The sequence below is a fragment of the Afipia sp. GAS231 genome (assembly GCF_900103365.1).
Lineage (GTDB): Bacteria > Pseudomonadota > Alphaproteobacteria > Rhizobiales > Xanthobacteraceae > Bradyrhizobium.
Map to the genome: position 1 here is coordinate 3,935,206 of NZ_LT629703.1, position 14,203 is coordinate 3,949,408.

Here is a 14,203-nt window from a genome sequence, read left to right on the forward strand (position 1 = left end):
GATGGCTGACCATCTCGACGCACCGACGCTGCTCGATGAACACCGCAAGCTCGCGGCGTTTGCCGGCGAATGGAGCGGCGAAGAGATGGTCTATCCGTCACGCTGGACCGCGGGCGGACCTGCGACCTCGCGCGTGGTCGCGCGCATCGACCTCAACGGCTTCTATTTGATCCAGGACACCCGCCAGACCCGCGACGGCAAGGAAAGCTTCGCCACCCACGGCGTCTTCACCTTCGATCGCGAGGACCGGCTCTACAAATTGTTCTGGCACGATTCGCTCGGCTACTACCCGCCGTCGCCGGCTTCCGGCGGCTGGAGCGGCAAGTCGCTGGTCCTGGTGCGCGGCTCGCTGCGCGGCAATGCGCGCCATGTCTACGAAGTCATCGACGACAACAACTACACCATGAAGATCCAGTTCTCGCCTGACGCCGAAGGATGGGCCGACGTGCTCACCGGCGCGTACCGGCGAATCCACTAGTTCTCCCTTGAGTTCTCCCTTTCCTGGCCATTTGCGAAAGTAACATCCATCATGTCCGTTCTGATCGACAAGAATACCAAAGTCATCTGCCAGGGCTTTACCGGCAAGAACGGCACGTTCCATTCCGAGGCCGCGATCGCGTACGGCACCAAGATGATGGGCGGCACCTCGCCGGGCAAAGGCGGCTCGATCCATCTTGGCCTTCCGGTGTTCGACACCGTCGCCGAAGCGCGCGAAAAGACCGGCGCCGACGCCTCCGTGATCTATGTGCCGCCGCCGGGTGCGGCGGATGCGATCTGCGAGGCGATCGACGCGGAAATCCCGCTGATCGTCTGCATTACCGAAGGCATTCCGGTGCTCGACATGGTGCGGGTGAAAAGATCGCTGAGCGGATCGAAATCGCGCCTGATCGGGCCAAACTGCCCGGGCGTGATGACCGCGGGCGAGTGCAAGATCGGCATCATGCCGGCCAATATCTTCAAGCCCGGCAGCGTCGGCATCGTCTCGCGTTCCGGCACCTTGACCTATGAAGCCGTGTTCCAGACCACCCAGGAAGGCCTCGGCCAGACCACCGCGGTCGGCATCGGCGGCGACCCGGTCAAGGGCACCGAATTCATCGACGTGCTGGAGATGTTTCTGGCCGACCCCAAGACCACCTCGATCGTCATGATCGGCGAAATCGGCGGTTCCGCCGAGGAAGACGCCGCCCAGTTCATCAAGGACGAGGCCAAGCGCGGCCGCAAGAAGCCGATGGTCGGCTTCATCGCCGGGGTTACCGCCCCTCCCGGCCGCCGCATGGGCCATGCCGGCGCCATCATCTCCGGCGGCAAGGGCGACGCCGGTTCCAAGACCGCGGCGATGGAATCGGCCGGAATTACGGTCTCGCCGTCACCCGCCCGGCTCGGACATACCCTCGTCGAAAAATTGAAGTCCTAATTCAATTCTTGGTTCTTTTCGGCGGGAATATTCGTCCTAAATAGGGTAAAGGGTTCTTTATCCAGCCGATCCGGCCTCCGGATCGGTTTTTGCGCCGTCTGCCACGCGCGAACCGAAATCACCAGGACGACCCCATGTCTCGCCAGGACGCGAATGCCGCCTTTGCCCTCTCCTCGTTTTTGCAGGGCACCAATGCCACCTACATCGACGAACTCTACGCCCGCTACGAGCAGGATCCGGCCTCGGTCGACACCGACTGGCAGGAGTTCTTCAAGAGCCTGAAGGACAGCCCTGCTGACGTCCAGAAGAACGCCGACGGCGCTTCCTGGGGTCGCGACAACTGGCCGCTGACGCCGCGCGACGAGCTGACTTCGGCGCTGGACGGCAACTGGGTCACCGTCGAGAAGGCGGTCGGCGCCAAGCTCGCCGCCAAGGCGCAGACCAAGGGCGCCGAAATATCCGCCGCCGACGTTCACCAGGCGACGCGGGATTCGGTTCGCGCCTTGATGCTGATCCGTGCCTACCGCATGCGCGGTCACTTCCACGCCAAGCTCGATCCGCTCGGCATCGAGGCGCCGCGCGACCGCGAAGAGCTCGATCCGCGCAGCTACGGTTTTTCGGAAGGCGATTTCGACCGCAAGATCTTCCTCGACCACGTGCTGGGCCTCGAATACGGCAGCTTGCGCGAAATCGTCGCGATCTGCGAGCGCACCTACTGCCAGACGCTCGGCGTCGAGTTCATGCACATCACCAACGCCGCGCAGAAGGCCTGGATCCAGGAGCGCATCGAGGGTCCGGACAAGGAAATCAGTTTTACGCGCGAAGGCCGTCGCGCGATCCTCAACAAGCTGATCGAGGCCGAAGGCTTTGAGAAATTCTGCGACATCAAGTTCACCGGCACCAAGCGCTTCGGTCTTGATGGCGCAGAAGCGCTGATCCCGGCGCTGGAGCAGATCATCAAGCGCGGCGGCAATCTCGGCGTCAAGGAAATCGTCGTCGGCATGCCGCATCGCGGCCGCCTCAACGTGCTGACCCAGGTGATGGGCAAGCCGCATCGCGCGCTGTTCCATGAATTCAAGGGCGGCTCCGCCAATCCCGACGCGGTCGAAGGCTCCGGCGACGTCAAGTACCATCTCGGCGCCTCGTCCGATCGCGAGTTCGACAACAACCGCATCCATCTGTCGCTGACCGCCAACCCGTCGCATCTGGAGATCGTCGATCCCGTGGTGCTCGGCAAGGTGCGCGCCAAGCAGGACCAGCACGGCGATCCGCCAGACCAGCGCATTTCGGTGCTGCCGCTCTTGATGCATGGCGACGCGGCGTTCGCCGGCCAGGGCGTGGTGGCGGAATGCTTTGCGTTGTCCGACCTGAAAGGCTACCGCACCGGCGGTTCGCTGCACTTCATCGTCAACAACCAGATCGGCTTCACCACCTATCCGCGCTACTCGCGTTCCTCGCCCTATCCGTCCGATGTGGCGAAGATGATCGACGCGCCGATCTTCCATGTGAACGGTGACGATCCGGAAGCCGTGGTATTCGCGGCCAAGGTCGCGATCGAGTTCCGGCAGAAATTCCACAAGCCCGTCGTGATCGACATGTTCTGCTACCGCAGGCACGGTCACAACGAAGGCGACGAGCCGATGTTCACCCAGCCGGTGATGTACAAGAAGATCGGAACGCATCCCGGCACGGTCGAGATCTATTCCAAGCGGCTGATTGCCGACGGCGTGATGACCGAAGGCGAGGTCGAAAAGGCCAAGGCCGACTGGCGCGCGCGGCTCGATGCCGAACTCGAGGCCGGCTCCGGCTACAAGCCGAACAAGGCCGACTGGCTCGACGGCAAATGGGCCGGCTTCAAGTCCGCCGATCAGGAAGAAGACGCCCGCCGCGGCGTCACCGGCGTCGATGTCGCTGTGCTGAAGGATATCGGCCGCAAGATCACCAAGGTGCCGGACGGCTTCCGGGTTCACCGCACGATCCAGCGTTATCTGGAGAACCGCGCCAAGGCGATCGACAACGGCGTCGGCATCGACTGGGCGACCGGTGAGGCGCTGGCGTTCTGTTCGCTGATGCAGGAAGGCCGTCACGTCCGCCTGTCCGGTCAGGATTCCGAGCGCGGCACCTTCTCGCAGCGCCACTCGGTGCTGATCGACCAGGAAGACGAGAGCCGCTACACGCCGTTCAACCATCTTGGCGGCGATCAGGGCCATTACGAGGTCATCAACTCGCTGCTGTCCGAAGAGGCGGTGCTGGGCTTCGAGTACGGCTATTCGCTGGCCGAGCCGAATGCGCTGGCGATGTGGGAAGCGCAGTTCGGCGATTTTGCCAACGGCGCCCAGGTGGTGTTCGACCAGTTCATTTCGTCGGGCGAGCGCAAGTGGCTGCGCATGTCCGGCCTGGTCTGCCTGCTGCCGCATGGTTATGAAGGGCAGGGGCCGGAGCATTCCTCGGCGCGGCTCGAGCGCTTCCTGCAGATGTGCGCCGAAGACAACATGCAGGTGGTGTACCCGACCACGCCGGCGAACTACTTCCATGTGCTGCGGCGCCAGCTGCATCGCGAGATCCGCAAGCCGCTGATCCTGATGACGCCGAAGTCGCTGTTGCGCCACAAGCGCGCGGTGTCGCGGCTGGACGAACTCTGCGCCACCGCCACCTTCCACCGCATCCTGTACGATGACGCCCAGATGCTGCCCGACGAGCCCATCAAGCTCGTGTCGGACGACAAGATCAAGCGCATCGTGCTGTGCTCGGGCAAGGTCTATTACGACCTCTACGAGGAGCGCGAGAAGCGCGGCATCAACGACATCTACCTGATGCGCGTCGAGCAGCTTTATCCGGTGCCGCTGAAGGCGCTGGTGCACGAGCTCGGACGCTTCAAGGGTGCCGAGGTGGTCTGGTGCCAGGAAGAGCCGCGCAACATGGGCGCGTGGCACTTCATCGAGCCCTATCTCGAATGGGTGCTGAGCCAGGTCCACGCGCCGAACAGGCGCCCGCGTTACGCCGGCCGCGCCGCGTCGGCGGCAACCGCTACCGGTTTGATGTCGAAGCATCTGGCGCAGCTCAAGGCCCTGCTGGACGAGGCGCTGAACTAGATTTTTTCAACTCATCATATCCGGGGCAAAAGGCGCGGAGCGCCGTCTTCGCTTCTTATGTCTCGGATATGACAGCTTGCTTTCCCAAAACCGATTGTAGGCGTGGATGGTCCGGACGATTCCGGCCATGACGCAAAGAGGAAACAGACCATGATTGAAATTCGTGTTCCGACGCTCGGCGAGTCCGTGACGGAAGCCACCATCGGCCGCTGGTTCAAGAAGGCCGGCGACGCCGTGGCGGTGGACGAACCGTTGGTCGAGCTCGAGACCGACAAGGTCACCATCGAAGTCCCGGCGCCGTCGGCGGGCGTGCTCGGCGAGATCGCCGCCAAGGATGGCGAAACCGTCGCCGTCGGCGCGCTGCTCGGCCAGATCTCGGAGGGCGCCGCTGGCGCCAAGCCGGCTGCTTCGCCTGCCAAGGCTCCTGCTGCCGCCGCCGCACCGGCCACTGCACCTGCGCCCGCTCCGGCGCCGAAGGCCGCACCCGCAGACGCGCCGCTGGCGCCGTCGGTGCGCAAGCTCTCCGCCGAAAGCGGCGTCGACGCCGCGACCGTGCCTGGCTCCGGCAAGGATGGCCGCGTCACCAAGGGCGACATGCTGGCTGCGATCGAGAAGGCGGCCTCGGCGCCGACCCCGGTCAATCAGCCTGCGGCCGCCGTGCAGGTGCGAGCTCCGTCCCCGGCCGACGATGCCGCGCGCGAAGAGCGCGTGAAGATGACGCGGCTGCGCCAGACTATCGCGCGCCGGCTGAAGGACGTGCAGAACACCGCGGCGATGCTCACGACCTTCAACGAGGTCGACATGAGCCACATCATGGCGATGCGGACGCAGTACAAGGACGTTTTTGAAAAGAAGCATGGCACCAAGCTCGGCTTCATGGGCTTCTTCACCAAGGCCTGCGTGCAGGCCTTGAAGGACATCCCGGCCGTCAATGCCGAGATCGACGGCACCGACCTGATCTACAAGAACTACTATCACGTCGGCGTTGCCGTCGGCACCGACAAGGGCCTGGTCGTGCCTGTGGTGCGCGACTGCGATCACAAGTCGATCTCCGATATCGAAAAATCGATCGCCGATTTCGGCCGCCGCGCCCGTGACGGCCAGCTCAAGATCGACGAGATGCAGGGCGGCACCTTCACCATCACCAATGGCGGCATCTACGGTTCGCTGATGTCGACGCCGATCCTGAACGCGCCGCAGTCCGCCATTCTCGGCATGCACAAGATCCAGGAGCGGCCGATGGTGGTCGCCGGCAAGATCGAAGTCCGGCCGATGATGTATCTGGCGCTGTCCTACGATCACCGCGTGATCGACGGCAAGGAAGCGGTGACGTTCCTGGTTCGCGTCAAGGAAAGCCTGGAAGATCCGGCCCGGCTGGTGCTGGATCTCTAATACATTCGGTTTGCCGGCGTCGGCGTTCGGGCCCGGCGTCGCGCGCGCCGTGGATCGATACGCTGTGACTGGAGCGTTTTCGAGCGAAGTGGATGCCGGTTCGCGTAGAGAAAACGCGTCAGAACAAAGTGTAGAGACCGGTTATGATTCAATCAGAACCGGGCACTAGTGGGGGCTGATGTGACGGACAAGGTTGTTGTGATCACCGGCGGCAGCCGCGGCATCGGCCGCGCTGCCGCACTTGCCGCCGCCGCCCGCGGCTTCCGGGTCGTGGTCGGCTATGCCAGCAACGAAACGGCTGCAAAAGAAGTCGTCGCCTCGATCGAGCGCAAGAACGGCAAGGCGATCGCGGTGAAATGCGACGTCGCCAGCGAGAAGGATATTCTGGCGCTGTTCAAGTCGGCCGACGATTTCGGCACGCTCGGCGCGCTGATCAACAATGCTGGCATCGTCGGGCCGTCGGCACGGGTCGAAGACATGTCGGCCGAGCGCATTCAGCGCATGATGGCGATCAACGTCACCGGCAGCATTCTGTGCGCCCGCGAAGCCGTCAAGCGGATGTCGACGCGCAACGGCGGCGGGGGCGGCGTCATCGTCAACCTGTCCTCGGTCGCGGCCAAACTCGGCGCCCCCAACACCTATGTCGACTACGCGGCGTCCAAGGGCGCGGTGGATTCCTTCACCGTCGGCCTCGGCCACGAAGTCGCCGGCGAAGGCATTCGCGTCGCGGCGATCCGGCCCGGGCTGATCGATACCGAAATTCATGCGTCGGGCGGCGAACCCGATCGCGCCCATCGTCTGGCGCATATGGTGCCGATGCAACGGGTCGGCACCGCCGAAGAAATCGCCAACGCCATTGTCTGGCTGATGTCGGACGAGGCCTCCTACGTTACCAGCGCCATCCTGGATGTCTCCGGCGGGCGCTAATCCCTGTCACATCTCTCAGCTACAGGATTTCGATCATGGCTACCTACGATCTCGTCGTCATCGGCACCGGACCCGGTGGATATGTCTGCGCGGTGCGCGCGGCGCAACTCGGCATGAAGGTCGCCGTGGTCGAGAAGGACGCGACACTGGGCGGCACCTGCCTCAATGTCGGCTGCATGCCGTCGAAGGCGCTGCTGCATGCTTCCGAAATGTTCGAGGAAGCCGGACACTCCTTTGCCAAGATGGGCGTCAAGGTCTCACAGCCTGCGCTCGATCTGCCCTCGATGATGAACTTCAAGCAGCAGGGCATCGACGGCAACGTCAAGGGCGTCGAGTTCCTGATGAAGAAGAACAAGATCGACGTCATCAGCGGCAAGGGCAAGGTTCTCGGCGCCGGCAAGGTCGAGGTCACCGGCGGCGACGGCAAGGCGCAGGTGGTCGAGACCAAGAACATCGTCATCGCCACCGGCTCGGATATCGCGCGGCTGAAGGGCATCGAGATCGACGAGAAGCGCATCGTGTCGTCGACCGGCGCGCTGTCGCTCGACAAGGTGCCGTCGAGCCTGTTGATCGTCGGCGCCGGCGTGATCGGCCTCGAACTCGGCTCGGTGTGGCATCGCCTCGGCGCCAAGGTCACCGTGGTGGAATTCCTCGATCGCATCCTGCCCGGCATGGATGGCGAAATCGCCAAGCAATTCCAGCGCATCCTCGAGAAGCAGGGCTTTGCGTTCAAGCTCGGCGCCAAGGTCACCGGCGTCGACACCTCGGGCAAGACGCTCGCGGCCAAGGTCGAACCGGCGGCGGGCGGTGCGGCGGAGACGCTCGAGGCCGATGTGGTTCTGGTCTGCATCGGCCGCGTGCCCTACACCGAAGGCCTCGGCCTCAAGGAGGCCGGCGTGGCGCTCGACAATCGCGGCCGTGTGCAGATCGACGCGCACTTTTCCACCAGCGTGAAGGGCGTCTATGCGATCGGCGACGTCGTCGCGGGGCCGATGCTGGCGCACAAGGCCGAGGACGAAGGCGTTGCCTGCGCGGAGATCATCGCGGGGCAAGCCGGCCACGTGAATTACGATGTGATCCCCGGTGTTGTGTATACCACGCCGGAAGTGTCGTCGGTCGGCAAGACCGAGGAAGAGCTGAAGCAGGCGGGTGTGGCGTATACGTCAGGCAAATTTCCCTTTACCGCCAACGGCCGTTCCAAGGTCAACCAGACCACGGACGGCTTCGTGAAAATTCTCGCAGATGCGAAGACGGACCGGGTGCTCGGCGTGCACATTATTGGCCGCGAAGCCGGCGAAATGATCCACGAAGCCTGTGTTTTGATGGAGTTCGGCGGTTCCGCCGAGGATCTGGCGCGAACGTGCCATGCGCATCCGACCCGTTCCGAAGCCATCAAGGAAGCGGCGCTTGCGGTGGGCAAGCGCGCCATCCATATGTGATCGACACCGGCATTTGCCGGATAGCATGATCCGGAAAAGTTGATACCGGTGTGTTGAAAAGCCATGCTCAAATGAAGACGGGGCGAAATGACGATTCGAAGAAAAGTCATCGCGCCCTGGAGCGTTTTCGAGCGAAGTGGATACCGGTTCGCGTAACGAAAACGCGTCAAAACAAAAGAGTAGAGTCTCATCGGTTTTGATAAAATCAGAACCGATAAGACTCTAGAGATCACGTCCATGATGCGCCGCCTACTTCAACCGTTCTGGGTTTTGCTCGCGGTCATCTTCCTGGTCGAAGCATGGCTGTGGGATCATCTCGAGCCGATCGTGGCGCGCGCCGTCGCGCTGATCCCGCTGCGCACCTTCAAGCAATGGCTGGCCGAGCGGGTCGACACGCTGTCGCCGGCGATGACGTTGATCGTGTTTCTGGTGCCGGTGATTCCGCTGTTTCCGCTCAAGCTGGCCGGGCTGTGGCTGCTGACCCATGAATACTGGCTGGCTGCCGTCGTCACCATCGTGTTCGCGAAATTCCTCGGCGTCGGCGTCACCGCCTTCATCTTCGACGTGACGCGCGCGAAGCTGCTGGAAATGCGCTGGTTCGAGAGGCTCTATGAATTCGTGATGGCCCTGCGCGCCAAGGCCGCCGCTCTGGTCGAGCCGGTCAAGCAGCGGCTTCTCGATACCGTGCGCGGCGAGGGCGGCGGCTGGTCATCGCGGATGCTGCGCTTGATCCAGCGCTTTCGCAAAAGCGTGCACGAAGCGCGCTAGCTGTCATTACCTGCAACAAACGCGAAGCGTTTGTGCAAGGGAGCGAAGCGACGCGGCAATCCATCTTGCCGCACGAAGAAAGACTGGATTGCTTCGCGGAGCCTGTCATCGGGCGGCGCTTCGCGCCGACCCGTTGGCTCGCAATGACGCGGTGACGCCGCGTCGCCTTTCGCTCAGTGTAAATGTAGCAGATGCGGCGACAGGATGCCGAGTGCCGTCATGACGATCCCCGCCAGCGTCAGGATGCCGGATACCCAGGCCAGCGCGACGATGCCGGTGATGATGGTGGCCGAGGCCAGCACGATGCCGATCTGGAACGCGGCGGAGGCCAGCTCGTAGTGATGGTATTTCGCCGTCGCCTCGTCGCGTTCGTGTTCGGCGTCCTTGGCGCGTTCGGAGAGCTGTTCCGAACCTTCCTTGGTCTCCGGCTCCGAGCGATAGCGCGCCGCGGTTTTTTTCCAGTCGTCGATCTGCTTTTGCAGCGCCGCCTTGGCGGCATCGTCGCCGACGGTGCCGAGGCTGAGTCTCGCGTGTTCGGCGGTGGTTTCAACCACGGTGCGGCGGATGCTCTTGGCCTGGAAGAAGGCCCACAGGTTCGAGGCTTCGACGTTCTTGCTGATCGACTCGGTCTGCGCGCCCTTGCCCAGCGTTTCCGACAGCGCCAGGCACAGCGCGATCACTGCGATCAGCAGTGCGATCTTCCTGTTTTCGCCGGAAGCCTCCTTGGCCTGATCCGCCTGCTCCATGCTCTCATGCGCGCTCATGGTAGTTCTCCCCGCTGAATGGCCGTGACCCGGCCCCACGATTGACCGAACAATATGGCCGGCGCAAGAGGCAAGCGCGCCTCGTCAACGGTGTGACGGGAATATGTCGTCGCGCGGCGCGGTCACCCGCGGGGATGGGCGGTGCGGTAGACTTCCAGCAGCCGCTCGGTGTCGATCCCGGTATAGATCTGCGTGGTCGAGAGCGAGGCGTGACCGAGCAATTCCTGGATCGCGCGCAGGTCGCCGCCGCGGCTCAAGAGATGGGTGGCGAAGGAATGCCGCAGCGCATGCGGCGTGGCGCTGTCGGGCAGGCCGAGCGCGCCGCGCAGCCGCTCCATGGTGAGCTGGATGATCCGGGGGCTGAGCGGCCCGCCGCGGGCGCCGACGAAGATCGGCCCCGCCGGCGGCAGCGGATGCGGGCACATCGCGGTGTAGTCTGATATCAGCGCCAGCACGTTCTGCAACACCGGCACCATCCGGGTCTTGTTGCCTTTGCCGAGCACTGTGATGACGTCACCTTCGCCGGGCTTCGGCACGTCGCGGTGCTTCAGCCCCAACGCCTCGGAGATACGCAGGCCCGAACCGTAGAGCAGCGCCATCACGGCCGCGTCACGCGCCCAGATCCAGGGATCGCGATCCTCGCCGGCGCGCTCTTCGGCATCGGCAAACCGTTTGGCCGCGGCCATCTGGATCGGCTTCGGCAGGCTCTTGCCGATTTTCGGCGCCCGGATCGCCGACAGAGCGCCGACCTTGCCCTTGCCTTCGCGCTCCAGAAATCGTCCGAACGAGCGCAGGCCCGCGAGCGCCCGCATCAGCGAGCGGCTGCCAATCTCGTCGGCGCGGCGCATCGCCATGAACGCCCTGACATCACTGGCTTCGAGCGCGGCAAACGCCTTGAGCGACACCCGCTTGCCCCAGTGTTCACAGAGAAAGGCCAGGCACTGCCGCAAGTCGCGGGCATAGGCCTCCAGCGTCTTCGGCGACAGCCGCCGTTCGGCGCGCAGATGCGTCAGCCATCGCGTCATCTCCAGCGCAAAACTTTCGTCCGCGCAGTCGAGATCGATGGTTTGCGCTGGCGCGGCAGATTGGGTCATGAAGCTTGGCTCATGGAGCTATGGCGCCGTGATTCTTTGGCGATTATATCGCACCTCTTTCGCTTACCTTCCGTTAACTTGGGTAGCCCCCACCGCCACGGGCCCGTAACCTAGGCGGCTGCCACGTCAGAGCCTGATTCGATGGACCATTCCACGCGCCAAACCACCTCATCGTCACAGTCGGCGCGTGTCGTCGACGTGCTGGTGCCGGTTGCGCTCAATCAGGCCTATTCGTACCGGGTGCCGCGCGGCATGGAACTGAAACCCGGCGACGTCGTCTGCGTGCCGCTCGGGCCACGCGAGGTGGTGGCCGTGGTGTGGGCGGAGAACGCCACGCCCGATCCGCGCCTGCACAACCGCCTCAAGGATGTCGGCGAAAAGCTCGACGTGCCCGCTCTGAAGGAAGAACTGCGCCATCTCGTCGACTGGGTTTCCAATTACACGCTGTCCGCCCGCGGCATGGTGCTGCGCATGTGCCTGCGGATGGGCGAAAATCTCGGGCCCGAGCGGATGCGGCTCGGGGTGCGGCTGGTCGGCGAGCCGCCGCGGCGTTTGACGCCGGCGCGGCGGCGGGTGATCGAGGTGCTGTCGGATGGCCTGCTGCACGGCAAGTCCGATGCGGCGCGGGAAGCCGGCGTCAGCGGTGGCGTGATCGACGGTCTGGTCGACGAGGGCACGCTGACAACAGAGGCGATGCCGCCGCCACTGGCGCCGCCGGCGCCGGATCCGCACCATGCGCAACCGGAATTCTCTTCCCTGCAGCGCAGCGCCGTCGATGCGATGCGGGCGCTGGCGGCCAACGGTAGCTTTCATGTCGCGCTGCTCGATGGCGTCACCGGCTCGGGCAAGACTGAAGTCTATTTCGAGGCGATCGCCGAAACCGTTCGCCGAGCTAAGCAGACGCTGATCCTGATGCCCGAGATCGCGCTGACCGGACAATTCCTCGATCGCTTCGCGCAGCGTTTCGGCGTTCGTCCGCTGGAGTGGCATTCGGAACTGACGCCGCGGACCCGCGCGCGCAACTGGGCCGCGATCGCATCCGGCGAAGCGCCGGTCGTGGTCGGCGCCCGCTCGGCGCTGTTCATGCCCTATGCGGATCTGGGGCTGATCGTGGTCGATGAGGAGCACGACCAGGCCTACAAGCAGAGCGACGGCGCGCATTATCATGCCCGCGACATGGCGGTGGTGCGGGCGCGGATCGAAAAGATCCCGATCATCCTGGCGTCGGCGACGCCGTCGGTCGAAACCGAAGTCAACGCCCGCAAGGGCCGCTATCAGCGCGTGGCGCTGCCGTCGCGCTTCGGCGGCCAGCACATGCCGCATATCGAGGCGATCGACCTGCGCCGCGCGCCGCCGCCGCGCGGCCGTTTCATCTCGCCGCCACTGGCCGAGCAGATCAAATTCGCGATCGAGAAGCGCGAACAGGCATTGCTGTTCCTGAACCGCCGCGGCTATGCGCCACTGACGCTATGCCGGGCCTGCGGGCATCGCTTTGCCTGCACCATCTGCGACGCCTGGTTGGTCGACCACCGGTTTCGGCAGCGGCTGGTCTGCCACCATTGCGGCTTCTCGATGCCGCGCCCGAACATCTGCCCGCATTGTTCAGCCGAGGAATCGCTGGTCGCGGTCGGCCCCGGCGTCGAGCGCCTGCAGGAGGAAGCCGCACAGTTGTTTCCGGAAGCCCGCACCATGGTGCTGTCGAGCGATCTCATCACCTCGATCGAGACCATGCGCAGCGAACTGAACGAAATCGCCGAAGGCCGCGTTGACATCATCATCGGCACGCAACTGGTGGCGAAGGGGCATAATTTCCCCAGGCTCAATCTGGTCGGCGTCGTCGATGCGGATTTGGGCCTCGGCAACGGCGATCCGCGCGCCGCCGAGCGGACCTGGCAGTTGCTGAACCAGGTGATCGGCCGCGCCGGCCGCGACCAGGGTCGCGGCGTCGGCTATCTGCAAACCCATCAGCCCGAACACCCCGTGATGAAGGCGCTGATCGCCTGCGACCGCGAGGCGTTCTACGGCTCTGAAATCGACGCGCGCGAACGCACCGGCTATCCGCCGTTCGGCCGGCTTGCCAGCCTGATCATTTCCGCCGGCGACCGGCCGACCGCGGAAGGCTTTGCGCGAAAACTTGCTGCCATCGCCCCGATCGACGAGCGCATCCAGGTGCTGGGGCCCGCCGAGGCGCCGCTGGCCGTCATCAAGGGCCGCTATCGTTTCCGGCTGCTGGTGAAGTCGCTGCGCAATGTCGACCTGTCGGACTATTTGCGTGAATGGCTCGCCGCGGGGCCGAAGACCAAGGGCAATCTCAAGCTCGAAGTGGATGTCGATCCGCAGAGCTTTTTGTGACCGGAACGGCGAAGGTCTCTCTCCGTCATTGCGAGCGAAGCGAAGCAATCCAGCTCTTTGCCTAGAGGAGCTGGATTGCTTCGTCGCTTACGCTCCTCGCAATGACGGCCGATAGGTTCCGGGCACAAAAAAGCCTGCCGTCATGTGCGACGGCAGGCTCTAGTCGGCGCGAACGAATTCGCGACCGTTACGCTACGCAACGCTTACTCGATCCGTTGGACCGGAAAACGGCGCGATGTCAGCGCTTTAGGAAACGACCTCGGCGGTGACCTTGCCGACGCCGGCGCCGGTCAGTCCGATGGCACGGGCAGCGCCCGTGGAGAGATCGAGCACGCGCCCCCTGATGAAGGGACCACGGTCGTTGATGGTGACGACGACGCTCTGGCCGCGATGGGTCACCCGGAGCTTGGTGCCGAACGGCAGCGAGCGGTGAGCCGCCGTCATGGCGTTCTGGTTGAAGCGCTGACCGGAGGCGGTCCTGCTGCCGGATTCGTTGCCGTAAAAGGAAGCCATTCCGGAGAAGCTGTGGCCACCGGAAGTGCCGCCCATCGAGGCATTGGCATCCCGCCAGTCACCGCCGGTCGACTTCGCCGCCTGGTGGAAATGGTGGCGATGATGCCTGGATTTGGCGGAAGCCTCGGAGACGCTGCCACCGATCAGGAGAGTTGCGGCGATCAGAGCGAAAGCCGTACGCGACTGGGTTTGATTTCCCAGCACCGCTTTATTGGTATTCAACATTAAACTAGTCCCTCAGATAGTATTGCCACATATGTGACAAGTGGAACCCCCGTCCCAGTTTGTGTGACTGCCGTTTGGTTCCGCAATGAGGCATGAATTGGGCAGTAAAGCCAGGATATGTCCGGCTGACATATCTTGTTACTGAGATCAACTAACCAGATAAAGTTCCGTAATATTTGGCTTTAACCAAATTTTAACCATTCGAATACTTGGTATTACTGAT

At 63.7% G+C, this 14,203-nt stretch carries 11 protein-coding genes; 8 read left to right on the top strand and 3 right to left on the bottom strand.

What is annotated here, in order from left to right; genetic code table 11:
• The first annotated feature begins 1 nt into the window (after position 1).
• The 7 genes from BLS26_RS18615 (at position 2) to BLS26_RS18645 (ending at position 9,032) form a co-directional block, all read left to right on the top strand.
• A complete protein-coding gene (locus BLS26_RS18615) occupies positions 2 to 478 on the top strand; it encodes a DUF1579 family protein (RefSeq protein ID WP_092513497.1) in 477 nt (158 codons plus the stop codon).
• Positions 479 to 529: 51 nt separating this feature from the next.
• Positions 530 to 1,414, top strand: coding sequence for a succinate--CoA ligase subunit alpha (sucD, locus tag BLS26_RS18620; protein ID WP_092513499.1), 885 nt, complete (start codon positions 530 to 532; stop codon positions 1,412 to 1,414).
• A 134-nt stretch (positions 1,415 to 1,548) separates the two neighbouring features.
• Entirely contained in the window at positions 1,549 to 4,506 is a 2,958-nt protein-coding gene (locus BLS26_RS18625; RefSeq protein ID WP_092513501.1) for a 2-oxoglutarate dehydrogenase E1 component, read from the top strand.
• A 150-nt stretch (positions 4,507 to 4,656) separates the two neighbouring features.
• A complete protein-coding gene (odhB, locus tag BLS26_RS18630) occupies positions 4,657 to 5,898 on the top strand; it encodes a 2-oxoglutarate dehydrogenase complex dihydrolipoyllysine-residue succinyltransferase (RefSeq protein WP_092513503.1) in 1,242 nt (413 codons plus the stop codon).
• Positions 5,899 to 6,078: 180 nt separating this feature from the next.
• Positions 6,079 to 6,825, top strand: a complete 747-nt coding sequence (locus BLS26_RS18635) for an SDR family oxidoreductase (RefSeq protein WP_172804630.1) — start codon at positions 6,079 to 6,081, stop codon at positions 6,823 to 6,825.
• 35 nt (positions 6,826 to 6,860) lie between these two features.
• On the top strand, positions 6,861 to 8,264 hold the full coding sequence (gene lpdA / locus BLS26_RS18640; RefSeq protein ID WP_092513507.1) for a dihydrolipoyl dehydrogenase: 1,404 nt from the start codon (positions 6,861 to 6,863) through the stop codon (positions 8,262 to 8,264).
• Between the two features lie 237 nt (positions 8,265 to 8,501).
• The gene (locus BLS26_RS18645) at positions 8,502 to 9,032 is read left to right on the top strand and encodes a hypothetical protein (protein WP_092513509.1); all 531 of its coding nucleotides are present in this window, start codon (positions 8,502 to 8,504) and stop codon (positions 9,030 to 9,032) included.
• Positions 9,033 to 9,205: 173 nt separating this feature from the next.
• Here BLS26_RS18645 and BLS26_RS18650 read toward each other — a convergent pair whose 3' ends face one another.
• Both BLS26_RS18650 and BLS26_RS18655 read right to left on the bottom strand, forming a co-directional pair.
• Entirely contained in the window at positions 9,206 to 9,796 is a 591-nt protein-coding gene (locus BLS26_RS18650; RefSeq protein ID WP_092513511.1) for a DUF4337 domain-containing protein, read from the bottom strand.
• Positions 9,797 to 9,918: 122 nt separating this feature from the next.
• Entirely contained in the window at positions 9,919 to 10,890 is a 972-nt protein-coding gene (locus tag BLS26_RS18655; RefSeq protein ID WP_092513513.1) for a tyrosine recombinase XerC, read from the bottom strand.
• Between the two features lie 141 nt (positions 10,891 to 11,031).
• Here BLS26_RS18655 and BLS26_RS18660 point away from each other — a divergent pair, with 141 nt between their 5' ends.
• Positions 11,032 to 13,242, top strand: a complete 2,211-nt coding sequence (locus BLS26_RS18660) for a primosomal protein N' (protein ID WP_092513515.1) — start codon at positions 11,032 to 11,034, stop codon at positions 13,240 to 13,242.
• 246 nt (positions 13,243 to 13,488) lie between these two features.
• Here BLS26_RS18660 and BLS26_RS18665 read toward each other — a convergent pair whose 3' ends face one another.
• Complete coding sequence (locus BLS26_RS18665) at positions 13,489 to 13,980, bottom strand: septal ring lytic transglycosylase RlpA family protein (protein WP_092513517.1); 492 nt, start codon at positions 13,978 to 13,980, stop codon at positions 13,489 to 13,491.
• Positions 13,981 to 14,203: the final 223 nt, after the last annotated feature.